Source organism: Psychrobacter arcticus 273-4, from assembly GCF_000012305.1.
GTDB classification, from domain to species: Bacteria; Pseudomonadota; Gammaproteobacteria; order Pseudomonadales; family Moraxellaceae; genus Psychrobacter; species Psychrobacter arcticus.
This window is the reverse complement of the sequence record NC_007204.1, coordinates 1,604,962-1,626,888: the sequence shown is the minus strand read 5'-3', so window position 1 is coordinate 1,626,888 and position 21,927 is coordinate 1,604,962. Positions and strand designations below refer to the sequence as shown.

Here is a 21,927-nt window from a genome sequence, read left to right as displayed (position 1 = left end):
TTAGATTAAATTTTTACTATAAAAAAAGACTGCCTTTAGACGGTCTTTTTTTTATGAAATCAGAGTGGATTTATTTTATCATTTAACATGAAAACCTAATAGCCCTTGTATTTCTTCAATGGTCATATGTCTGATAAGTGCTTGCTCCTCAATCGTCAAGCGGTTGGTATGTTCTTTTAACATGCTATAGAGACTACGGGCTATCTCAGATGTCGTAGCGTAATACATCTGCGGTTCTTCTTTGGTCAGTTTTATCAAAAATTTATCAATCAATTTACGTTTGTGAGTAGCAGCGTTTTCTTCGGTTTTTTCAGTCATGATATTCTCCTAGGGATAAATCATTTAAGCAGTCGGCTTGACTATAGTCAATGAGTGTATTGAAAGTGGTGAAGCATGAAGTAGGGTTGAACCTATCCACAAGTTATCGTTGAATAGCTTATAAAATTCACTTAATATGAATCTTTAAGGTAAGATTTCCTATCTTTATTATAAGCAGGCAACGATGCAAGCTATCAATTTACCCAGTAAACCACCAAACTCTCCACATCCTATCCTTAATTTAAGTTTTCGGATATTTTTTAGTGCTGGGGCATTGTTTGCCATAATAACGATGACGTTATGGGCATGTGTCTTTACCGGACATACGGCTATCGATGCGCAAACGTTGAATCCACTATATTGGCACGGTCATGAGATGATTTATGGCTATGCGTTAGCCATCGTTGCAGGGTTTTTGCTAACAGCGGTAAAGACGTGGACCGGCGTCATGATGCCATACGGCTATAAACTGTTAGGCATTTTTATGTGCTGGTTGCTGGCGCGTTTGGGCTGGATAGCGTTTGGTTTAGGGATTGATATTGGTCTTGAACAAAGTGCTTGGTTATATATCGCTGCGGTGTTTGATTTGTTGTTTTTTGGCTCAATGGCTTTTGTGATTTTTAGGGCAGTGTGGCAAGTTAAACAGTATAAGCAGATGGGTATTTTAGCAAAGCTTACGCTACTGACGCTCGGCAATGGATTATGCTATTGGGGCATTATTAGCGCCAATACGACGATGACAAAAATTGGTGTTTATTTGGGTTTTTATCTTATCATTGGCTTGGTATTGACTATGGGTCGCCGCGTCGTGCCGTTCTTTATTGAGCGCGGTTTGAGTATTCCGAATGCAGCGGGCGTGGCAGAAACGGTGACGGTACGAAATAGTAAGGCGCAAGATATCGCAAGTTTGCTATTTTTCTTCACCTTTTTTATCACTGATTTATTTTATCCCAATAAATATTTGCTGACCATCAGCGCCCTTGGCGTGGCAGTCGTCAATATCGTACGCTTAATGGGTTGGTACCATCACGGTATTTGGCACAAGCCTTTATTATGGTCGCTGTTTGTTGCGTTTTTCGGGATGTGTGTGAGCTTTATATTGTACGCGCTACAGCCGTGGTTCGGTTACAATCATAGTATTGGCGTACATGGATTGGCAATTGCCGGTGTTGGTATGACGACGGTGGCAATGATGGCACGTGTGTCGCTTGGGCATACAGGACGTAGCATTCATGAGCCACCCAAAACGGTCACTGTCATGTTTGCATTGATGGTATTGGTATTTATCAGCCGTGTACTGTTGCCATTAGTAGATAACAGCCATTATTTATGGTGGATAATGGTCGCGCAAGGAGCTTGGATTTCCTGCTTTGTATTATTTTGCAGCAGCTATCTGCGTATTCTAACAAACCCGCGTCCAGATGGTTTATTTGGTTAAAATGTAGAGATTTTAAACCTTTTCCGTTGGTCATTGCGTAAGACATGCCATCTTTTTATTTTGTACCTATTTAACCTGCTCTTTCTCATTAAGCTACCCAAGATTGTTTTACTTATCTAAGACAGCCTCTAAAGATTATTATCTTACTTTATAATGAATGGCGCGCCAAACCATATCAAAGGTAATATCCTATAATGACTACGACCATTTTTGCTACACACCATTATAATTATCCGCAAAATTTCATTGAGATGAAACCAAAGCTTACTCGGCTTGAACAGGCGATCAAAAAGCTCGAAGCCAATTTATTGGATGCAGATATTGAGGTGTTAGAGAAGCGGCTTGCCAGTCATTTAGGGTTGCAAGTAGATTATGCCAGCGAGCTTATTAATGCCAATCAGTTATTGGCCGCCACGACTATTGAGGGCAAGGTATTGGTGATTGCCGGCGCGGGTTCTGGTAAAACCAAAACTTTGACCTATAGAACCAGCTATTTGATAGAAAATGGCGTGTCGCCAAAAGAGATTTTATTATTAACCTTTACTCGTAAAGCCGCCAATGAAATCAAGAGTCGTGCTAAAAAATTGCTGGCAAGCATACCCTCTTTTACCCAAAGGTTAGATGAGGATTTGGAAGAGCGTAAGCTGCCGATAAGATAACAGTGGTAACGGGCAAAGAGCCCTTAGAAGAGAGTGATGATCCGGTTTGGTGGTGATAAAAAATACTATAAAATTTGGCAAAATAGCTTAAAAAATGACTTTTGTTTTATAGTAGCTTGTCATTATTCCTATCAAAAATACCTTAGGTAAAATCGCATAACAAAAAGTATGGAATAGGAGAAATATTTATTAGATAAGGGTTTAAAAAATCTTTCAATGCGTTACTATGACTACCTTGTCCGTTATATTCATCTATTCGACACTCTGTATCAAAGCCATAAAAAAGGATATGTTATGCGTCATGAAGTTATCGTTATCGGTGCAGGTATGGTTGGCACATCGGTTGCTTGGCATCTACAAAAAAACAATGCTGAAGTTTTGCTTATAGACAAAAAGCTACCGGGCTCAGAGACTTCATACGGCAATGCTGGCTTGATTCAGCGCGAGGCGATTCATACGCATCCGTTTCCGCGCCAGCTGACTGAGATGATACGTGTATTGCCGAACCAAGGTACTGATATTCGCTATCGTATACCAGCGATTCTTCGTTATCATCAAGCGCTGCTACAATATTGGAAATACTCTACACCTGCTTCAGTCAAAAAAATTGAAGGCGAGTGGCAAACGCTGATTGAGCATTGCACAAGCGAACATCAAACCATGATTAGCGCCTCTGGCGCGGATGAGCTGATTACGCGCGATGGCTGGTTGCAACTACATCGCTCTGAAGACACCTTTAAAGAAGCCGTTGCGCTCGCTATCGATGCGCGTAATCAGGGTGTTGAGCACAATGTATTGACGGTAGCCGAATTAAAAGTAATGGAGCCGAGTGCCAATTTTGATGAGTTTGTCGGTGCGATTCATTGGTTGAATTCTTGGCAGGTCTCAAACCCAAGCTTGTTGGTTAAAGCCTATGCAAAAAACTTCCAAGAAATGGGTGGCATAATTAAAGAGACTGGCGTTCAAGAAATCGTACAAGAAGATGGCGGCTGGAAAGTCATCACCGATACTGATACCTTCTATAGTGATAAGTTAGTCATCGCAGCAGGACCTTGGTCTAATGATCTCATCAAGCCGCTTGGTTATGATTTACCATTATTCCCGATGCGTGGCTATCATCAGCATTTTAAAGTCAATGAAAAAAACACCATTCATCATAGTATGTTTGATATGGACAAAGGCTTTGTCATGGGACCGATGCAGCAAGGTATCCGTATTACCACCGGTGCTGAGATGACTACCATGAATGCGCCAAAGAATTTTGGACAATTAAAGACCGTGCTCAAATTGGCGCGAAAAATATTGCCATTAGAAGATGCAGTTGAGAGCGAAGCATGGGCAGGCTCACGTCCTTGTATGCCGGATATGAAGCCAGTTATTGGTTCTGCAAATAAACATGAAAAATTGTGGTTTGCCTTTGGTCATAGCCATCAAGGCTTCACTTTAGGACCGATGACCGGTCGTCTAGTTGAAGAGATGATTCATGAAAAGCCGCTACTGGTCAACATTGAGCCATTTAGCGCCGATCGCTTTTCTAAATAACGCACGTAGCCTGTAAATACACACATCTAAGGATAAAGAGTAATGAAAAAGCTTCATAGTAGTGAGCGCATGAGTAAGATTGTGGTACACAACAACACCGTTTATCTATGTGGTCAAGTGGGTAACGCTGAAGATGACATCAAAGCCCAAACCTTAACTTGCCTAGAGAAGATCGAAAGCTTGCTGCAAGAAGTCGGTAGCGACAAATCAAAGCTGCTAATGGCGACCGTCTGGGTGAAGAGTATGTCGGATTTTGCTGCGATGAATGAAGTATGGGATAAGTGGTTTGAGGGTGTACAGCCACCAGCCCGTGCTTGCGGTGAATCTGCCTTGGCACGTCCTGAGCTGTTGGTTGAGATTACGGCTATCGCGGCTGAATAAATACCGGCGTTTAAGATTAAAAAACTAAGTAATATTTAAAGGGCGTGATATGACTATCATGCCCTTTTTGATGAGCAACTCATGCAAATAGTCTATAATCAACCTCATTGACAGTTATCTGGTAAGCAGCAAAAGGGTTATAAAGAATGATTAATACTAAAATATATCACTCAACTTATGTATTGGCAGAAAAGCTATTAGATGCTGATAGTGCTGATGATAAAAAGACATTTGATATGCTGTATGTTCAGCTAACAGACTTGTGCATTGAAAATGAGAAAGCTAATAAGGATCATCCAGAGCAGTGGGAGACATTGGCAGATTTTACGGAAGATTTGGATGAGGCGTTAGTTATCTACCAGAAAGCCTTGGATAAAGCGTCAGCGATTCAATCAAAAGAGCATTTATCGTCGATTGCCTTTTCAATGGCTGAGTTACAGAGCGAGCTTGGACAGACAGAGGCAGCGATTAAGAGCTTACAGAGTGCTAAAATAACTGCTAGTAAACTTGACAATAAAGCGTTTAAAGTTGAGATAAATCAGAGGCTTACTAAATTATTAGCAGAGTAAGCTGACAACCTCTTAGAGGATATCAGCGCTTGGCAGAACAGGCCCTTAAGCTTAAGCAGCGTCTATCCTATCGTCTATTTGGACTGCATCGTCGTTAAAGTACGTCAAGACAAACAAATCATCAATAAGGTGATTTATCTGGCAACCCAGCAGGCGTCTAAAAAATGGTCGATGCCCATCCGTAACTGGACTGCTGCACTTAATCGTTTTATGATTATGTTTGATGACCGTATCAGTAAGCATTTAATCTATAGTTGAAATACTTTAAAGTCGCTACCGTATTGCTGGTGTAAATTTTTTGCAGCCTCTGTCTGCGTAGGCACAGCAAGCAAGAAAAATTTGCACCAGTAGTACGTGTTGTATCGATATTACTTTTCACCGACTATAAATGGCAGTTACACAGAATTCGGGATGCTCTCGGTTAAAGCAATAGGTCAGTGATACTGATCATGCCTTACGACAAACGCTTCTTTTTATTTTATGCTTTGACCTAGTTTAATCGCCGCAGCAATATTGGTAGCGGTGGTTTCAATATTGCGATAAGCGCTTTTAAAGACGTTATCGATGGTATCTAGCTTTTGTATACTGGGCATAATGACATCGAACTGACTGGTCTGAGTCGGTTCTAGGCTATCAACACTACCGCAAATAGCAATCACTGGTATATGGCTCAGTTTGGCAAGGTGGCTAACACCACCAGCCACTTTTCCCATAGCAGACTGAGCATCAAGCTTGCCTTCACCAGTAATGACTAAATCTGCATCAGCGATGTGCTGTGATAAGTTGGCAACTTCTGCAATCGTATCAAAACCTGATTTTAACTCAGCTTGGCAAAAGCTCATTAACGCATAGCCAAGTCCACCTGCTGCACCAGCGCCTGCTATCTCTTGATAATCTTGGTAGCCATGCTGCTCGCATACACTAGCAAAATGACTTAATGCTTGATCTAGAGTATTGACTTGCTGTGAGCTAGCACCTTTTTGAGGGCCAAATATCGCACTAGCACCCAACTCGCCGCATAGAGGATTGGTCACATCACAAGCCACTTCAAATACTGTCTCTAATAAGCTGGCATGGAAGCTTGTCGCATCTAAACGCTGTAAGTTGGTAAGCGCGCCGCCGCCTTGGGCTAACGTATTATCATCACTATCATGAAACGTCATGCCAAGTGCCGTTAGCATACCAAGCCCCGCGTCATTGGTAGCACTACCACCAAGACCAATGATGATGCGTTTAACCCCTTCATTTAAAGCATCCGTAATCAGCTCGCCGACACCATAGCTGCTCGCGACGACAGGATTGCGCTCTGCTATAGTCAATAGGTGTAAGCCACAAGCTTGGGAGATTTCGATGACAGCGGTCGCATCAGGTAGTAATAAATATTTTGCGCTAATGGGTCGCATCAAGGGATCATTGACTACCACTTCTTTCCAGTATCCACCCAATACATAGGACAACACTGTAGATGTGCCTTCACCGCCATCTGCCATAGGCAGTAGCTTATAGTCAGCGTCAGGAAATACTTGACTGAATCCAGATTGGATAGCGTGGCAGACATCCAATGCCTCTAAGCTTTCTTTAAACGAGTCGGGGGCGATTAAAATTTTCATGAAATACTCTTTAAGTGTGTCTCGCAGTGTGTTTGAACGCAGTGTTCAAACATCTTCTTGATGAGTCAACTAAGTCGTTATATAAATACCAAGTCCCAAGGCGGATAAAGTCGTGCCCAAATCATCGCCAATTGGTGTAACTTTGAGTATATATAGTTTAAATACTTTAAAGTCGCTACCGTATTGCTGGTGTAAATTTTTTGCAGCCTCTGTCTGCGTAGGCACAGCAAGCAAGAAAAATTTGCAACAGTAGTACGTGTTGTATCGATATTACTTTTCACCGACTATATCTGTTATTGAGCTTGTACTAAATGGTGCACTAGGCAAATTGGCAACAGACGATAAGCAAATCAATAGGATAGACATGGTAAAAGTAGGGAAGCGCGGTCCTAAAATTTTGATGACCGTTTCTGCCATTACAATAGCAGCACCCGTTTTTTTAAGGATTAAACCGATACGCTTATTATGCATTAGCTTACTGACGCTACTGCCTTATTGCGCAGATTGGCACAGCGCGGCTTTCGATACAAGGTTGCACCTGAGCTTGCTGAGATTAATTTTGGGGAATGGGAAGGTAAGTCTTGGCAGCAGATAGAGAAACAACAAATTGATCAATGGTGCGAGAACTTTGCCTATATTAGCCATTGGTCATGCTGGATGGATCAATGCCGCTAAGATAATTGCTGCTGGTCAAGAGGCGCCGAATCTGGCGATTAAATGGCCACGCTCTGTAGCATATCTGTCTTGTAACCGTATTGATAGTTAATCAAAAAAATGGTCATTATATTGACCGTTTTTAATATTTGACGACAGTTTAAACGCCTTGAGATGCTACTAACAATCATTTGATAACTCATTGATCTTCTCAAAACACGCTCTCTTAGTGTCTGCTACCTCGGAATCAAAGCTCACATAAATGCCTTTATCGTCTAATGTCGCATACCAATGGTCAGTATTATTATCAGTCAATATTTGGAAGTGTTTATTATTAACGATTCTACCGACCTTATAAATTTTGCCTTCAGTATAAAAGTCATTGCCTTGAGTACATCGTAAAGTATCGTCAGTATTTATCATGGTGTCCTAGATTTCATTCATAAAATAGATATCGTCAGCATAGTGACTATAGCAGGATTAAAATACAAAGTCCAAATCCAACACAAAAAAAACTAGCAACCCAGGGTTGCTAGTTTTTTATTGCGACTAAAACTCAGTATACTAAAGATTACTCTTCGTTTTCGTCTGTAGCGTCGTTTTCGTCTAAATCTTCGTTGTCGCCATCTTCAGAAAGAATGGTAACTAGAATAGTAGCAGTAACGTCATGATGTAGTTGAATATCAACATTGTATTCACCAATTTGACGCAAAGTGCCTTCAGGTAGCTTGATTTCAGCACGGTCAACTTCTAAACCTGAGTTAGTCAATGCTTCAGCGATATCGCGAGTACCGATAGAGCCGAATAGCTTGCCTTCGTCACCTGATTTAGCACGCATGATAACATTAACGTCAGCTAATGCGTCAGCACGTTCTTGAGCAACAGCTACTTCTTTTGCTTCTTCAGCTTCAAGCTCAGCACGACGTGCTTCGAACTTTTCAATGTTAGCTTTAGTAGCAGGTAGTGCTTTACCCAAAGGGATAAGAAAGTTACGTCCGTAACCTGGTTTCACATCGACAGTTTCACCGAGTTTACCAAGGTTGACGATACGCTGTAACAAAATAATTTGCATGAGTCATTCCTAGTTAACGGTTAACCCTGATGGTTATCAGTGTATGGGAGTAGCGATAAATAACGAGCTTGCTTGATAGCAGTCGCTAGTTGACGCTGATATTTAGTAGATGTACCGGTAATGCGGCTTGGTACGATTTTACCATTATCACTGATATACTGTTTTAGCAATTCAACATCTTTATAATCGATGTGAGTGATGCCTTCAGCAGTGAAACGGCAGAATTTGCGACGGCGATAGAAACGTGCCATGAGTATTCTCCTTTAATTAGTCTTCACTGTGGTCGTTGTCGTCGCTATCATCACGATCTGGACGACGAGTAGTTGCTTTGCGTGCACGTTTTTCATCGGCATTCTTAGCTAACTGCGACTCTTCAGTGACAGCGTCGTCACGGCGCATAACTAGACTACGAATGATCGCGTCGTTATAACGGAATAATTCTTCAAGTTCAGCTAAAGTCTCGCCGTCAGTTTCGATGTTGAAAAGAACGTAATGAGCTTTGTGAATCTTGTTAATTGGGTAAGCCAGTTGACGACGACCCCAATCTTCTAGACGATGGATGGTGCCGTTGTTGTCTTGAACCAACTTGATATAGCGTTCAACCATGCCGACCACTTGGTCGCTTTGGTCTGGGTGTACAAGTAACACCAGTTCGTAATGTCGCATTATGACTCCTTACGGATTAGTAGCTATTAACCCTATGTTAATAGCAAGGAGATTTATAAGGTAAGCTCAAATCCTACCCATTATTATAAATAATTAACAGAGAATAAGCTTAGTTTATAAAGCGCCGTATTATAACAGTAGTCACTGATGAACACAAAGGTTAATCAATGCGCGGCTGTTAATAAAAAATATTAATGGAATACATTGTTGTGTTATCAATAAAAAAGCAACGCTGATACGCTGCTTTTGATGACAAACATAAGAGGTATTATTAATAACCAAAAATTAAGTTATTTTATTTTTGGCTCTTTTACCAATTGACTGCTATCAGCTTTGACCACCAAAGTTTTGGCCAATTTATCATGCCAACCGATATTTTTAGAGCTTTTAGAGGCCAAATAATAATTCACTGCTAACAACAGAGCGGCTATAAAGGTAGTAAAAAAAGGTAAATAGATAAGTATTAATAAAATAGTACGCATGACTACTAGTCTAAAAAAAGAAGGTAAATGGTGCGTAGTTTGATCGACTATCCGAATACCTGTAATAACTTTACCTATCGACTGTCCCCGTAAAATAATAAATACTAGTTGTATAATAACAAAGCCAAACAACATAACATTCGATATCAGCTGTGTGCTTTGCGGTATTTTTTCGGCTAAGTTTACAGAGAAAGCGAGCATTTGATCTATACTCGCTAAGTCTGTAGGAAAACCACCCAGCTTATTTATAGCCATAAATAAAGGTAAAAATGCAATAATCAGTAATAGCCAGTCAATAGCTGTGGCTAATAGGCGTGACATGATCGGAGCCAGTACCACATTACCCACTACCTTATCTTTCGCTGAAGTAGCATTAGCAGCACCAGACTTATTCAATGAGACATTGCTATTTGGCTTATAGTGACGATTGGTCGTCATGTCTGCTTTGGTATTTTTAGCAGTGTCTATTGAACGTTCAGGCTTGCCATATAGACGATCTAGCGATACTGATTGGTTACCTTTATTAGCATCTGTTTCAGCGTCTTCTGGAAACACAGTGACGTTGTTAATGATAGAGTCATTAACTTCAGGCATTGCTACATGAGTTGGGCGATAAAAGGGTTGATTGTTAGTCAAGTTGCCCACGCGCTGCCACTGATCTAAACCTTCATGCCAGACCAAATCATCTAATAGCACCTCACCAGAGGTGAGCATGATGTTGAGCTGATCCAAGGTATATGGACCGGCTTGTACGTTATTTCGAGCAAGGAAAATCTGCATAATTGCCTGCATAGTTAGTCATGTTTCAAGTCACTGTTTTTAAAAAAACTGTTTTTAAAAAACTGTTTTTAAGCCACTTTCAGTAATACATTATATTAGGGTCTATTTGAAAAAATCAAATAGACCCTAATGGTTATATCTTACATGACGGTGTGAATTAACGCTGTGACTTAACGTTACGGCTTACTTCGCTTCTTCACCCGCTAAGAAGAACCAAGTATCTAGTACTGAGTCAGGGTTTAATGACACTGAGCTGATGCCTTGTTCCATAAGCCAGTAAGCAAGATCTGGATGGTCTGAAGGACCTTGACCACAGATACCGACATACTTGTTTTGCTTGCGACAAGCATCAATCGCCATAGACAACAGCTTTTTAACCGCAGGATCACGCTCATCAAATAGATGTGAGACGATACCTGAGTCACGGTCAAGACCTAAGGTCAACTGTGTCAAATCGTTTGAACCGATTGAGAAACCATCAAAGTGCTCTAGGAACTCTTCTGCAAGTAAGCAGTTGGTTGGTAGCTCACACATCATGATAATGCGTAGACCGTTTTCACCACGTTTTAGACCATTTTTCTCAAGTAACTCGATGACTTGTTTGGCTTCGCCCACGGTACGTACGAATGGAATCATGATCTCGACGTTGGTCAAGCCCATCTCATCGCGTACACGCTTTAGCGCTTTACACTCAAGCTCAAAGCAGTCACGGAAATTGTCAGACACATAACGGCTAGCACCGCGGAAACCAAGCATTGGGTTTTCTTCTGATGGCTCGTACAGCTTACCACCTAGCAAGTTAGCATATTCGTTAGATTTGAAATCCGACATACGAACGATTACTGGCTGATCCATAAAGGCAACGGCTAGGGTTGAGATACCTTCAACCAATTTATCAACATAAAAATCAACTGGTGAGGCATAACCCGCGATACGCTCATTGATGGCTTGCGCAATTTCACGCGGCAAGCTGTTCATGTTCAGTAGCGCTTTTGGATGCACACCAATCATACGGTTAATGATGAATTCAAGACGGGCAAGACCGATACCTTCGTTTGGCATTTGAGTAAATGAGAAGGCGCGATCTGGATTACCGACGTTCATCATCACTTTAAAGGCAAGCTCTGGCATAGACTCAACAGAGTTGGTCTGTATTTCAAAGTCGATTTGACTTTCATAAATGAAGCCAGTATCACCTTCAGCACAAGAAGCAGTCACGTCTTGACCATCAACCAATAGCTCAGTAGCATTACCACAACCAACGATTGCTGGAACACCTAGCTCACGAGCGATAATCGCCGCGTGACAAGTACGACCGCCACGGTTAGTAATGATAGCAGAAGCACGCTTCATGACTGGTTCCCAATCTGGATCCGTCATGTCTGATACCAATACATCGCCTTCTTGTACTTTGTCCATCTCATTTAGGTTGCTAACGATACGGACTTTACCTGAACCGATACGTTGACCAATTGAGCGACCTTCGCACAACACTTTAGCGTTAGTCGTGTCGATGATATAACGTTCCATGACATTACTGTCTTGACGACTCTTAACCGTTTCAGGACGGGCTTGAACGATAAAGATTTCATTGGTATCGCCGTCTTTTGCCCACTCAATATCCATCGCTTGACCATAATGTTTTTCAATGGTCATCGCTTGCTTGGCAAGTGAAGTCAGCTCTTCAGTCGATAAAGAGAACTGCATACGATCTTGTTTTTCGACGTCAATGACTTTTACAGATTTAGTGGTACTACCTTCATCACCATAAATCATTTTCTTATGCTTGCTACCTAGGTTGCGACGAATAATCGCAGGTTTGCCGTTAGCAAGTAATTGCTTTGACACATAGAATTCATCAGGGTTTACCGCGCCTTGCACGACCATCTCACCCAAGCCATAGCTTGAGGTGATGAAGACCACTTGATCAAAGCCACTTTCTGTATCTAGCGTGAACATAACACCAGCCGCGCCAGTTTCTGAACGTACCATACGCTGTACGGCAGCAGATAAAGCAACGCCTTCGTGCTCAAAGCCTTTGTGTACACGATAAGAGATCGCGCGGTCATTATAAAGAGAAGCAAATACTTCTTTAATCGCAATAAGGACGTTATCAATACCACGAATATTCAAGAAAGTTTCTTGCTGACCAGCAAATGAGGCATCTGGCAAATCTTCAGCAGTCGCAGAAGAACGTACAGCAACCGCAATCTCTTTACCATCGCTCATCTCTTCAAATGATTCACGCACTGCTTGCTCAAGATCTTTTGGCAGTTCTTGCTCAATAATCCAAGTACGGATTTTTTTGCCAGTTTCAGCAAGTTTGTTGACATCGTTAACATCTAAGGTTTTAAGCTCGCTGTTAATTTTGTCAAGTAAGCCAGTTTCTGTTAGAAACTGGTTAAAAGCATTTGAAGTTGTGGCAAAGCCGCCTGGAACACTAACGCCCAAATCAGATAGATGGCTGATCATTTCACCAAGTGAAGCGTTTTTGCCACCGACCATTTCAATGTCGTCTTTTCCTAACTGATCAAGGTTAATTACAAGTGCTGTAGATTGCGCTGCCATGATAACTCCAGAAAATAAGGTTATTTAGTAAAGATTATAATGGTCGATTATACCTCTATATTTTGAGAAATTCGAGAGGTTGAAGCAAAAAAATGATGAAAAAGGTACAAATTGTGAGATTTGCTACCTATTTATTAGGATAGGTCATAAATTTTGGCGCAATTAATGTTGATTTTGCTATGAGCTGCGATGTAAGTCTAAGTCTGTAACATTGGTTACTATTGCGCGCCTATTATGCGTATAATATTGCGTATAATATAAGGCATAAATTTGAGATGCATACGACCAAACTATGAGGCGCTAGATGCTAAAAATTAAAGGCTGCTATTGAGTTCTCAACAAAGGATTTAAACAAAGGTATCAACGTTATGTACGTAAACCATTCGTCACCACAACCCAATTCTACGATTCAAAATATGAAAGCACTAGAAGTTGATAACGCTCAAAACATAAGAACGGCGTTTTTTATCTCTGATGGCACGGCGATTACAGCAGAAACGCTTGGCCGTGCTATTTTAAGCCAATTTGCTTCAGTGCCCTTTGAGACTCGAGTGTTGCCTTATGTGGATAATTTAGAACGTGCTGAAGATGCGGTTGTGCAAATCAATACTGCCTATCAGCGAGATGGCTTGCTGCCACTGGTGTTTGATACCATTGTCAGTCCTGAGATTCGTGAGAAAATCAATTCGGCGCACAGCTGCAATTTGGATATGTATGAAGGTCTAATCGGTCGCGTAGCAGAAGAGACCGGCGTGGAGCCAGATGGGCATTCAGGTCATGCGCATGATAACGTTGACTCTGAGACTTACAAAGAGCGTATCGATGCGGTGCATTTTGCCTTAGATAACGATGACGGCGCGCGTACCCGTCATTATCATGCGGCAGATATTATTTTGATTGGCGTTTCACGCTCTGGTAAAACCCCAACGTCATTATATTTGGCATTACAATTTGGTATCCGAGCGGCCAATTATCCCTTAACCGAAGAAGACCTTAACGACAATCAGCTACCAAAAGCATTGCGTGAGCATAAACACAAGCTCTTTGGTCTGATTATCGATACGGATCGCTTGGTGAAAATCCGCCAAGAGCGCCGCGCAGGTAGTCGTTATTCAAGTTACCAGCAATGTCAGCAAGAGCAGCGCGCGATACAAGGAATTTATACCTCGCAAGGTATTCCAAGTCTCGATGTGTCAGAGATGTCCGTTGAAGAGATTGCCACGCGCATATTACAGATGACCGGTCTAAAGCGTCGTATTGGCTAATTAAGATCAATCACTATTTTTCGAAAAGTAGTATTTTAAAAAATAGCAGTGGCAGTCGTGGCTATATTGCAAAATAACGTATCACCACGTATGGTGAACAAACTTTAGTGCTATGAATATTTTTATCTAAACACTTATAAAGATAAAAGCATCCGTGAGCCAAAAAACAGATTCATAAATTAATAAAGAGGATACGATGGGAAGCAAAACGATAGGCGATGCGACTAATGATACTGGTAAAGACACTGAAACTGAGGTGTCTAATAAAGAAAGTGGTCGTGTGCTAAACCCTGAGCATACTGAAGGTAAAAATAAGAAAGAGAGAGTCGAGCAAACGCATGAACAGGTCAATGACGACATCATGCACCATCCAGACTTGGTCAATCCACTAGATGATACTCGTATTGATGTAAAATCGGGCTTTACAAAGGACTCACAACGTCTAAAAAGTGATAAGCACGAGTTTGAGTACGATGCTGTCGTATTAGGTGCAGGTCCTGCTGGTGAAGCGGCTGCCATGAAACTTGCCAAATCGGGCAAGAAAGTGGTGGTTATCGACCCGCGCGAGCAAGTAGGCGGTAACTGTACTCACGTTGGTACGATTCCAAGTAAGGCTTTGCGTCAGTCGGTCTTTAACTTGATTAACTTTCGCCGTGACCAGATGTTTACCAAAGCAATGGACTATCATCAAGTCCCGCTGAATATCGTACTTGCCAAAGCTCGAAAAGTGATTCTTCAGCAGGTTCAAACTCACACCCGCTTTTATGAGCGCAACCAAATCGAAGTGATTCATGGTTGGGCAAATTTCATCGATAAAAACACCATACGTATCGAGATTGATGAGAATACTTTTGAAACCATTACCTTTAATAAGGCGATTATTACGGTAGGTAGCCGTCCGTACCGACCTGATATCTTAGACTTTGATCATCCGCGCGTGTTTGATTCTGATAAAATCCTCCAGATGGATTATGTGGTTAAGAAAATCATTATTTATGGCGCGGGTGTGATTGGTTGTGAATATGCCTCTATTTTCACCGGTCTTGGCTATAAAGTGGATTTGATTAATAATCAAAACCAGCTGTTGAGCTATCTGGACAGTGAAATCAGTGACGCCATTGCTCATGACTTCCGTCAGTTCGGCGTAGTCATCCGCAGCAATGAAGAGATTGACCATTTAGAGACGCATGATGACTGTGTGATTTTGCATCTAAAAAGTGGCAAGAAAATCAAGTCAGATGCCATTTTATGGTCAAATGGACGCTCGGGTAACACTGAAGGGTTGAATTTAGAATGCTTAGGTCTAAAGGCTAATAGCCGTGGTCAGCTTAAAGTCGATGATACTTACTGTACCGAAGTTGAAAATATCTATGCTGCTGGTGACGTTATCGGTTGGCCGTCATTAGCTTCTGCGGCTTATGACCAAGGGCGCTGTGCTGCTGCCTTTATGGTCGGTGACCGTGATGCAGAGCCAGTATCAAGCGTACCGACGGGTATCTATACCATACCTGAAATCTCATGTATCGGTAAAACGGAACAAGAATTAACCGATGCTAAAGTGCCCTATGAAGTGGGTCAGGCATTCTTTAAACATCTGGCACGCGCGCAAATCATCGGTGAGCGTTCAGGGGTTTTAAAGATCTTATTCCACCGTGAGACGTTAGAGATTTTAGGGATTCACTGCTACGGCAATCATGCCTCAGAGATTATTCATATTGGGCAAGCAGTGATGAAATGTAATGCCACGCTTGAATACTTTGTGAATACGACCTTTAACTATCCAACGATGGCAGAAGCCTATCGCGTTGCCGCATTGAACGGTCTTAATCGTGTGTTCTAGCGATTAACGATATTAAAGCGAGTCAATAAAAAAGCCCTCTCAATAAAATGAGCTGACCCCCAAATTTTGGACGGTTTACGTTTATTTCAAGGACTGAGTTCTGTACTGTACAGGACTCAGTCCTTTTAGTTTAAGCTAAATACGTTCATGATGGTAGTAATGAATATATAGTTGAAATACTTTAAAGTCGCTACCGTATTGCTGGTGTAAATTTTTTGCAGCCTCTGTCTGCGTAGGCACAGCAAGCAAGAAAAATTTGCACCAGCAATACGTGTTGTATCGATATTACTTTTCACCGACTATACTTATGTTATCGATGATTATAAAGATAATTAGGGGATCGAGCCTATCTGCAGAATCCTACCGATTGCCCCATCAACCTATGGTTATGTGTCGCTTTTTGAGTTTGAAAGACGGTATTATGATAGTTTAATCCTGTCAGGCATCGCTGCTTGACTCAAGTAAATTAGCCTCCGATAAAGTCGGGGCGGTTCAGGACGGGATGTGAGCGATGGCAGGATATATTTTAGCTTTAGATCAAGGGACAACCTCGAGTCGAGCGATATTGTACGATGATCATGCGTGCCCAATTAAAATGGCACAACAGCCAACGATTTTAAAAACGCCGCAAGCAGGCTTTGTTGAGCAAGATGCCCAGCAAATTTGGCAGACGCAAATCAGCTGCGCCCATGACGTCATTAATCAGGCGGGGCTGCTCGCTACCGATGTTAGTGGTATTGCGATTACCAATCAGCGTGAGTCTATTGTCATATGGGATAAGCACACAGGTAAGCCGCTTGCGCCAGCCATTATTTGGCAAGACAGACGTACGGCGAGTTACTGTCAATTGCTTGCTGATGAAAACTTAATGGCCACGACGCAAGTTGTTACAGGTATTAGCAATAACAGCAGCCAAGGCAATATGGCAAGTGAAGTACAACGTATCACAGGTTTGCGCTTAGATCCGTATTTTAGTGCCAGCAAAATCGCTTGGCTATTAGAGCACAACCCTAAGTTGAGCGTACGCGCCAGTAAAGGTGAGATAGCGGTTGGCACGATAGACAGCTGGCTGATATATAAGCTAACAGGCGGTGAGCATGTCATTGATGTAACCAACGCTTCTCGTACCTTGTTATATGATATCCATAAGCTGGCATGGTCGGAGGAGTTGTGTGCCCGATTTGGTATACCCATAAATATTTTGCCTAAAGTTCTACCATCTGATGGCGACTTTGGCAAAACTAAAAAAGGGCTGTTTGCTAAGCAAATTCCTATACATGCGGTATTGGGCGATCAGCAAGCGGCGCTTTTTGGGCAAGGCTGTCTTGAGGCAGGTATGGCAAAAAATACTTACGGTACGGGCTGTTTTATGTTGATGAATATCGGTCAAAAACCGATGCTTAGTGAGCATAAGCTATTGACGACCATTGCATGGCAACGAAAATCAGCACCAACTCGTCCCGACCATTTATCATTTGAGCAAATCGTGCAATCTGGTAAACGTATGCTACAGCCTCCCAACAGAGAAGTGACTTATGCGTTAGAAGGCAGTGTATTTATGGCAGGCGCAATCGTACAGTGGCTGCGTGATAATCTGGGTATGTTCCAAAAGAGCGGGGAAGTGGAAGATTTAGCGCGGCAAGTTGAGAGTAGTGAGGAGGTAGTGTTACTACCAGCATTTACGGGACTGGGTGCCCCTTATTGGCGCTCAGACATCAGTGCCAGTATTACTGGTATGAGCCGCGGTACGACCAAAGCGCATATTGCACGGGCGGCATTAGAGGCTATTGCTTATCAGACGTATGATGTGCTCATCGCCATGCAAAAAGACAGCCCGCAGGCACTCACTGAGCTAAGAGTAGATGGCGGCGCAGCAAATAATGATTTGCTGATGCAGTTTCAAGCAGATTTACTAGGCGTGCCGGTACTACGCCCAAAAGACACAGAGATTACAGCAAAAGGGGTTGCGTTACTTGCTGGTTTAAAGACAGGTTTATATGATGATACCACGATGCAAGCCTCCTGGCAGGTGGATCGAATTTTTGAGCCTAGCATGTCTATAGATGTGCGTGAGCAGCATCTTAATAAATGGCAACAAGCTATCAGTAGAGCGTTAATGACTCCTTGATTGCTATGATAGATATTATTTTGCATATTGTTTTAATAGCCGTTTTCAGTATTGTGTAGTCAATTCACCTAAAAACTACGTCAGCCGACAAAATATTGGTAGAGATACAGACTGTAACGCAATATCATCGCAATTTTGACACAGTTTACATATTCGACCTATCTGTGTTTGCAATCAGCTCCTATACTTTAGGAGATTTAATAAAACGCTTAATCTAGCTTATATTGCTATTAAGTGGATTGATGATAAATAGAATATATAACAAATCAATTAAGGAAGATCTTATGAATAACGATGGCCGCATTACGGACCCTAATAACCGTGTAATTACTGATGACTATCTTGAAGTTGGCGACAGAGAGCGTATCATCGATGACAATGAGCGCCGATTGACTGGTAGTGATCATGTCATCAATAATACTGTTATTAGACATGAAAATGACAATATCATAGAGGATCATGATGCGATTGATCGTAAAGCTATCAAACATATGTCAAAAGAAACCAGAGATGATTTGAATGCTGACCCAATTACAGGTGAGCCAGGCTCACATCCAGTAGGTACAGGTGTCGGTAGTATTGGCGGCGCAGCAGCAGGCGCAGCTATAGGTACAATAGCTGGCCCACTTGGAACGCTGATTGGCGGAGCCATTGGTGCAATCGTTGGTGGCGGCGCAGGTCATGCGGCAGCCGAAGCGATTGATCCAACGCGTGAAGAAGCGTATTGGCGTGCAGAGTATGCCAATGCCGATTACTATCAAGAAGGTCATGACTTCGACCGTGACTTACATCCAGCCTATGCGGTAGGTTATGCAAACCGTGCACGTTATCCTGCCGATGCCCGTTTTGAAGATCATGAGGCAGAGTTAGAGCGCTCATGGTTCAATGTGAAAGGTGAATCACGTATGGAGTGGAATGAGGCACGTAGAGCGTCTCGTGATGCGTGGAATCGTATTTCTTAATGTGTTTATGCTGATTTTAATAAGACATTAAGTACTCAGGTTAGATGGTTTATCAAAGCAGTAAGCGAATAATATAATTGAAATACTTTAAAGTCGCTACCGTATTGCTGGTGTAAATTTTGTGCAGCCTCTGTCTGCGTAGGCACAGCAAGCAAGAAAAATTTGCACCAGCAGTACGTGTTATATCGATATTACTTTTCACCGACTATATTTAAGTGCTGCTAATGGTTTACTTGCTTCAAGTAAGTAAACACGACTAAAGCTTACTGTCTTATTACTAGATTTAGTTCGATTGTAGATGTTTTTTTGTTAGCAGACGCAATAATTCGAATTTATGCTATTTTAAAGCCTCCAAAGATTTCTTTGGAGGCTTTTTTTCTATATATTACTATGTATGAATATATAGTATTTAATATGCTTTATTGTTAAAATTAGCCAATAAGTAATCATTAAAAACCGTATTTCAAAATAATAATAGGCAGTTTATGACCAATAATAATGAAAGTAATCATAAGCAGTTTTATATAGCAACAGCCAACCTGCTCAATTTTGCCAATCCAAATCGTCTCTATTATCCAAATGCACCTGCTTACAGTAATCATGAATACGAACATAAGTTGCGTGGTATCACAGATCTACTATCAAAGGCACATGCTGATATCATTGCGGTACAAGAAGTATGGGACAGTGAGGCGCTAATCGCATTGGCCGTATCATTAGGTTTTAAACCTGAGCATGTGGTTATTCCGCTGGCAAGTAATGATAGTGCAAGCCCCTATACGCAAGGCAAAGGGGCGCAGAATACCCCTGCTGTTGGGATCATTAGTCGGTTTGCGCACTTAGAGAGTCGCTTACTTGAAGATATTTTGCCAAAAGCCATCATTAATATTCCAGATATAGGTCCTTATCAACGCTTTAATCGTCCGCCACTTGTATTACGCGTCGATGCGTTTGGTCAGCCGATAACGATTATTACCGCTCATCTGAAAAGTAAACGTGCTTTTTTCTTACGTGATGAGGCAGGTAATTTGTTGGAAGATATGGATGATCCAAATATTCGTATTCGTGCCAAGCTGCGTAGTTTGTGTATGCGTGCTGCAGAAGCGGCTTCTATCAGGCTTTCTATCATAGATAGGTTACAGCATACTCGTGAGCCTTTGATTTTGCTTGGTGATATGAATGATGTGACCGAAAGCGTTACCACTCAGTTGATGACTGAGACTGGTGAAGTTAATTATGACAAGAGCATGCGCGACGTTGCCCTGTTTGATGCTGCTCGTATTCAAGCCCGTTATGGTTGGATGAAAGATGTGGCATATACCCACATTTACCAAGGTATGCCAGAAGTGATTGATCAATTATTTGTCTCTGAAGAATTTCTACCTGATAGCAAGTTTTCGCTCGGTCAGGTTGAACGCGTTGACTATTTTAACGACCATTTAAAGTGGGATTATGCAGATAGAGTGATTGATCATGGTATTATAAGAGCGAAAATAAAGCTTCACAATTAACGCTATTTTATAATTAATTGCTGAATTGTTTTTTAACCTATTCTTGTCCCTTGCTTGATAGTGTACAAGCGTTTATTATGCCTCCTCGTTGAGTATAGTAGCGGTACTATCATCCGACATTCAGTTGATAGAAATGGTCCTTTTATTTAGGGCGCATACTATCCGATGAACACTATATTTATAAAGATAGGGCATAACATTAAGAGATTTATCATGAGTGAAAATAAAGACGACAAAATTGAAGATGTACTGGTAGACTCGGAGCTGGCAAAAAAGTTGGTGCCTAATAAGTTTAAATTTACTAGTCAGCAAGGTCGCGCGCGCCGTCAAAAATTATTGATGGGTGCTAAAAAGTTGAGTGAAACCCAATCTATCAATGATATTACGCTTGCCGCTGTCTGCGAAGAAGCGGGTATTCCAAGAGCGTCTGCTTATCATTTCTTCCCTAATATTGAAGCCATATTTTTAGCGCTGCGTTTTTTAAATGCTATTGATATCTTAGACGTATTAAGAACGGTTGAGACGGTTAAATATGATAGATGGCAGGGATATCTCACGGCGCTAATTGATCGCTGTGTACAAATTTTTGATGAAGATCAAACCAAAGCTAAATTGATTTATGATACCAATACACCTGATTTTGAAGGCGACAGTTTTGGTGAGCATATGGATCACCAAGTGGTCAGATTGGTGTATGATCGTTTGGCTGAACGCTATGAAGTACCTAAGTTTGAAGATATTCAAGATGTATTATTGATTGCTTTTAGTATTGTAAATGCTATTTTTACGGTTTCTTATCGTCGTCATGAGCGCATTACCGATAAATATTTGCAAGAAGCGAATACCGCATCTATCGCTTATCTGCGTTGCTATTTGCCAGAGAAGCTACCGCGTAAAAACCGTTAAGCTGTATATTAAGTTTTGCAGATAGATATTGAAAAAATCCGACATATAAATGTCGGATTTTTTTTATTTTTCAACTTATATGCATGAGCTTTATAAAAAACTTACAGCGGTAGCCCATTATATAGTCGGTGAAAAGTAATATCGATACAACACGTACTACTGGTGCAAATTTTTCTTGCTTGCTGTGCCTACGCAGACAGAGGCTGCAAAAAATTTACACCAGTAGTACTGTAGCGACTTTAAAGTATTTCAACTATACATTTGATCGGGTGGCGATAATACTTGACCTGAACCGCCCCATATTAAGCAATAATTTTGTAAATTTCTCAGAAAGCAGATGAGTGGCAGACTTATTATGACCAAATACATTTTTGTGCTAAATATAACTTTCATTACTCATTGCAAAGAACTTCCCAACAAACTTCTTAAATATCTCCAAAAAAATAATCACTATTTATTTTAAAAATACTTGTCATATTGGCATTTCTCTATAGCTATAAACAATCTGTTAATAAACCCCTATAATAAAGCGTCAATATCATTTGATGATGAAAGTCGCATATCGGCTGTCGTTTA

The 21,927-nt window shown here is 41.4% G+C and carries 21 protein-coding genes and 2 pseudogenes; 14 read left to right on the top strand and 9 right to left on the bottom strand.

The features are described 5' to 3' along the window. Nucleotides 1-78 precede the first annotated feature (78 nt). Nucleotides 79-318, bottom strand: coding sequence for a hypothetical protein (locus tag PSYC_RS06995; protein ID WP_011280618.1), 240 nt, complete (start codon nucleotides 316-318; stop codon nucleotides 79-81). A gap of 184 nt (nucleotides 319-502) precedes the next feature. Between PSYC_RS06995 and PSYC_RS06990 the strand changes: the two genes are divergently transcribed. From PSYC_RS06990 to PSYC_RS12030, 6 genes and pseudogenes are all read left to right on the top strand, one after another. After that, entirely contained in the window at nucleotides 503-1,756 is a 1,254-nt protein-coding gene (locus PSYC_RS06990; RefSeq protein ID WP_011280617.1) for an NnrS family protein, read from the top strand. Nucleotides 1,757-1,950: 194 nt separating this feature from the next. Then, a complete protein-coding gene (locus PSYC_RS06985) occupies nucleotides 1,951-2,415 on the top strand; it encodes a UvrD-helicase domain-containing protein (RefSeq protein WP_011280616.1) in 465 nt (154 codons plus the stop codon). Between the two features lie 294 nt (nucleotides 2,416-2,709). After that, nucleotides 2,710-3,957 carry an NAD(P)/FAD-dependent oxidoreductase gene (locus PSYC_RS06980; RefSeq protein ID WP_011280615.1) on the top strand — a complete coding sequence of 416 codons (1,248 nt, stop codon included), beginning with the start codon at nucleotides 2,710-2,712 and terminating at the stop codon, nucleotides 3,955-3,957. A gap of 42 nt (nucleotides 3,958-3,999) precedes the next feature. Next, a complete protein-coding gene (locus PSYC_RS06975; protein WP_011280614.1) occupies nucleotides 4,000-4,338 on the top strand; it encodes a RidA family protein in 339 nt (112 codons plus the stop codon). Between the two features lie 146 nt (nucleotides 4,339-4,484). After that, the gene (locus PSYC_RS11830; RefSeq protein ID WP_011280613.1) at nucleotides 4,485-4,907 is read left to right on the top strand and encodes a hypothetical protein; all 423 of its coding nucleotides are present in this window, start codon (nucleotides 4,485-4,487) and stop codon (nucleotides 4,905-4,907) included. Nucleotides 4,908-4,910: 3 nt separating this feature from the next. Then, a pseudogene (locus PSYC_RS12030) lies at nucleotides 4,911-5,051 on the top strand (transposase); the annotation flags it as partial. 329 nt (nucleotides 5,052-5,380) lie between these two features. On the opposite strand, the gene PSYC_RS06960 reads toward PSYC_RS12030, so the two are convergent. After that, on the bottom strand, nucleotides 5,381-6,517 hold the full coding sequence (locus tag PSYC_RS06960; RefSeq protein ID WP_011280612.1) for a glycerate kinase: 1,137 nt from the start codon (nucleotides 6,515-6,517) through the stop codon (nucleotides 5,381-5,383). A gap of 495 nt (nucleotides 6,518-7,012) precedes the next feature. On the opposite strand from PSYC_RS06960, the gene PSYC_RS12025 reads away from it, so the two are divergent. Together PSYC_RS12025 and PSYC_RS11820 are read left to right on the top strand one after the other, a co-directional pair. After that, on the top strand, nucleotides 7,013-7,192 hold the full coding sequence (locus PSYC_RS12025) for a histidine phosphatase family protein (protein ID WP_406621519.1): 180 nt from the start codon (nucleotides 7,013-7,015) through the stop codon (nucleotides 7,190-7,192). Next, a complete protein-coding gene (locus PSYC_RS11820) occupies nucleotides 7,146-7,283 on the top strand; it encodes a hypothetical protein (RefSeq protein ID WP_227500384.1) in 138 nt (45 codons plus the stop codon). The genes PSYC_RS12025 and PSYC_RS11820 overlap by 47 nt, the downstream gene beginning before the upstream one ends. Before the next feature lie 68 nt (nucleotides 7,284-7,351). Here the strand turns inward: PSYC_RS11820 and PSYC_RS06945 are convergent, their stop codons facing one another. From PSYC_RS06945 to ppsA, 6 genes are all read right to left on the bottom strand, one after another. Then, complete coding sequence (locus PSYC_RS06945) at nucleotides 7,352-7,594, bottom strand: hypothetical protein (RefSeq protein ID WP_011280611.1); 243 nt, start codon at nucleotides 7,592-7,594, stop codon at nucleotides 7,352-7,354. Between the two features lie 148 nt (nucleotides 7,595-7,742). Next, a complete protein-coding gene (gene rplI, locus PSYC_RS06940; RefSeq protein ID WP_011280610.1) occupies nucleotides 7,743-8,243 on the bottom strand; it encodes a 50S ribosomal protein L9 in 501 nt (166 codons plus the stop codon). A 20-nt stretch (nucleotides 8,244-8,263) separates the two neighbouring features. After that, nucleotides 8,264-8,494, bottom strand: a complete 231-nt coding sequence (gene rpsR, locus PSYC_RS06935) for a 30S ribosomal protein S18 (RefSeq protein ID WP_010198808.1) — start codon at nucleotides 8,492-8,494, stop codon at nucleotides 8,264-8,266. 16 nt (nucleotides 8,495-8,510) lie between these two features. Then, nucleotides 8,511-8,909: a 30S ribosomal protein S6 gene (rpsF, locus tag PSYC_RS06930; protein ID WP_011280609.1), complete on the bottom strand. Its 399-nt coding sequence runs from the start codon at nucleotides 8,907-8,909 to the stop codon at nucleotides 8,511-8,513. A 290-nt stretch (nucleotides 8,910-9,199) separates the two neighbouring features. After that, nucleotides 9,200-10,171, bottom strand: coding sequence for an RDD family protein (locus PSYC_RS06925; RefSeq protein WP_201500643.1), 972 nt, complete (start codon nucleotides 10,169-10,171; stop codon nucleotides 9,200-9,202). A 183-nt stretch (nucleotides 10,172-10,354) separates the two neighbouring features. Next, complete coding sequence (ppsA, locus tag PSYC_RS06920; RefSeq protein ID WP_011280607.1) at nucleotides 10,355-12,739, bottom strand: phosphoenolpyruvate synthase; 2,385 nt, start codon at nucleotides 12,737-12,739, stop codon at nucleotides 10,355-10,357. 416 nt (nucleotides 12,740-13,155) lie between these two features. On the opposite strand from ppsA, the gene PSYC_RS06915 reads away from it, so the two are divergent. Both PSYC_RS06915 and sthA read left to right on the top strand, forming a co-directional pair. Continuing rightward, nucleotides 13,156-14,004 carry a posphoenolpyruvate synthetase regulatory kinase/phosphorylase PpsR gene (locus PSYC_RS06915; protein ID WP_041753451.1) on the top strand — a complete coding sequence of 283 codons (849 nt, stop codon included), beginning with the start codon at nucleotides 13,156-13,158 and terminating at the stop codon, nucleotides 14,002-14,004. A gap of 196 nt (nucleotides 14,005-14,200) precedes the next feature. Further along, nucleotides 14,201-15,844 (top strand): Si-specific NAD(P)(+) transhydrogenase, encoded by a 1,644-nt coding sequence (sthA, locus tag PSYC_RS06910; protein WP_011280605.1) that lies wholly within the window; start codon nucleotides 14,201-14,203, stop codon nucleotides 15,842-15,844. An 81-nt stretch (nucleotides 15,845-15,925) separates the two neighbouring features. Here the strand turns inward: sthA and PSYC_RS12020 are convergent. Continuing rightward, a pseudogene (locus PSYC_RS12020) lies at nucleotides 15,926-15,976 on the bottom strand (IS3 family transposase); the annotation flags it as partial. 379 nt (nucleotides 15,977-16,355) lie between these two features. On the opposite strand from PSYC_RS12020, the gene glpK reads away from it, so the two are divergent. The 4 genes from glpK to PSYC_RS06890 all read left to right on the top strand — a co-directional run bounded on the left by glpK (nucleotide 16,356) and on the right by PSYC_RS06890 (nucleotide 21,351). Next, complete coding sequence (glpK, locus tag PSYC_RS06905; RefSeq protein WP_011280604.1) at nucleotides 16,356-17,972, top strand: glycerol kinase GlpK; 1,617 nt, start codon at nucleotides 16,356-16,358, stop codon at nucleotides 17,970-17,972. 491 nt (nucleotides 17,973-18,463) lie between these two features. Further along, nucleotides 18,464-18,934 carry a hypothetical protein gene (locus PSYC_RS06900; protein WP_227500372.1) on the top strand — a complete coding sequence of 157 codons (471 nt, stop codon included), beginning with the start codon at nucleotides 18,464-18,466 and terminating at the stop codon, nucleotides 18,932-18,934. A gap of 485 nt (nucleotides 18,935-19,419) precedes the next feature. Beyond that, the gene (locus PSYC_RS06895; protein WP_011280602.1) at nucleotides 19,420-20,445 is read left to right on the top strand and encodes an endonuclease/exonuclease/phosphatase family protein; all 1,026 of its coding nucleotides are present in this window, start codon (nucleotides 19,420-19,422) and stop codon (nucleotides 20,443-20,445) included. 213 nt (nucleotides 20,446-20,658) lie between these two features. After that, nucleotides 20,659-21,351 carry a TetR/AcrR family transcriptional regulator gene (locus PSYC_RS06890; RefSeq protein ID WP_041757701.1) on the top strand — a complete coding sequence of 231 codons (693 nt, stop codon included), beginning with the start codon at nucleotides 20,659-20,661 and terminating at the stop codon, nucleotides 21,349-21,351. The last annotated feature ends 576 nt before the right edge of the window (nucleotides 21,352-21,927 follow it).

Bases quoted from the DNA above. Each gene is read 5' to 3' on its own strand.
- PSYC_RS06995 (WP_011280618.1), bottom strand. From the start codon at position 318: ATGACTGAAAAAACCGAAGAAAACGCTGCTACTCACAAACGTAAATTG.
- PSYC_RS06990 (WP_011280617.1), top strand. From the start codon at position 503: ATGCAAGCTATCAATTTACCCAGTAAACCACCAAACTCTCCACATCCT.
- PSYC_RS06985 (WP_011280616.1), top strand. From the start codon at position 1,951: ATGACTACGACCATTTTTGCTACACACCATTATAATTATCCGCAAAAT.
- PSYC_RS06980 (WP_011280615.1), top strand. From the start codon at position 2,710: ATGCGTCATGAAGTTATCGTTATCGGTGCAGGTATGGTTGGCACATCG.
- PSYC_RS06975 (WP_011280614.1), top strand. From the start codon at position 4,000: ATGAAAAAGCTTCATAGTAGTGAGCGCATGAGTAAGATTGTGGTACAC.
- PSYC_RS11830 (WP_011280613.1), top strand. From the start codon at position 4,485: ATGATTAATACTAAAATATATCACTCAACTTATGTATTGGCAGAAAAG.
- PSYC_RS06960 (WP_011280612.1), bottom strand. From the start codon at position 6,517: ATGAAAATTTTAATCGCCCCCGACTCGTTTAAAGAAAGCTTAGAGGCA.
- PSYC_RS06945 (WP_011280611.1), bottom strand. From the start codon at position 7,594: ATGATAAATACTGACGATACTTTACGATGTACTCAAGGCAATGACTTT.
- rplI (WP_011280610.1), bottom strand. From the start codon at position 8,243: ATGCAAATTATTTTGTTACAGCGTATCGTCAACCTTGGTAAACTCGGT.
- rpsR (WP_010198808.1), bottom strand. From the start codon at position 8,494: ATGGCACGTTTCTATCGCCGTCGCAAATTCTGCCGTTTCACTGCTGAA.
- rpsF (WP_011280609.1), bottom strand. From the start codon at position 8,909: ATGCGACATTACGAACTGGTGTTACTTGTACACCCAGACCAAAGCGAC.
- PSYC_RS06925 (WP_201500643.1), bottom strand. From the start codon at position 10,171: ATGCAGATTTTCCTTGCTCGAAATAACGTACAAGCCGGTCCATATACC.
- ppsA (WP_011280607.1), bottom strand. From the start codon at position 12,739: ATGGCAGCGCAATCTACAGCACTTGTAATTAACCTTGATCAGTTAGGA.
- PSYC_RS06915 (WP_041753451.1), top strand. From the start codon at position 13,156: ATGAAAGCACTAGAAGTTGATAACGCTCAAAACATAAGAACGGCGTTT.
- sthA (WP_011280605.1), top strand. From the start codon at position 14,201: ATGGGAAGCAAAACGATAGGCGATGCGACTAATGATACTGGTAAAGAC.
- glpK (WP_011280604.1), top strand. From the start codon at position 16,356: ATGGCAGGATATATTTTAGCTTTAGATCAAGGGACAACCTCGAGTCGA.
- PSYC_RS06900 (WP_227500372.1), top strand. From the start codon at position 18,464: ATGTCAAAAGAAACCAGAGATGATTTGAATGCTGACCCAATTACAGGT.
- PSYC_RS06895 (WP_011280602.1), top strand. From the start codon at position 19,420: ATGACCAATAATAATGAAAGTAATCATAAGCAGTTTTATATAGCAACA.
- PSYC_RS06890 (WP_041757701.1), top strand. From the start codon at position 20,659: ATGAGTGAAAATAAAGACGACAAAATTGAAGATGTACTGGTAGACTCG.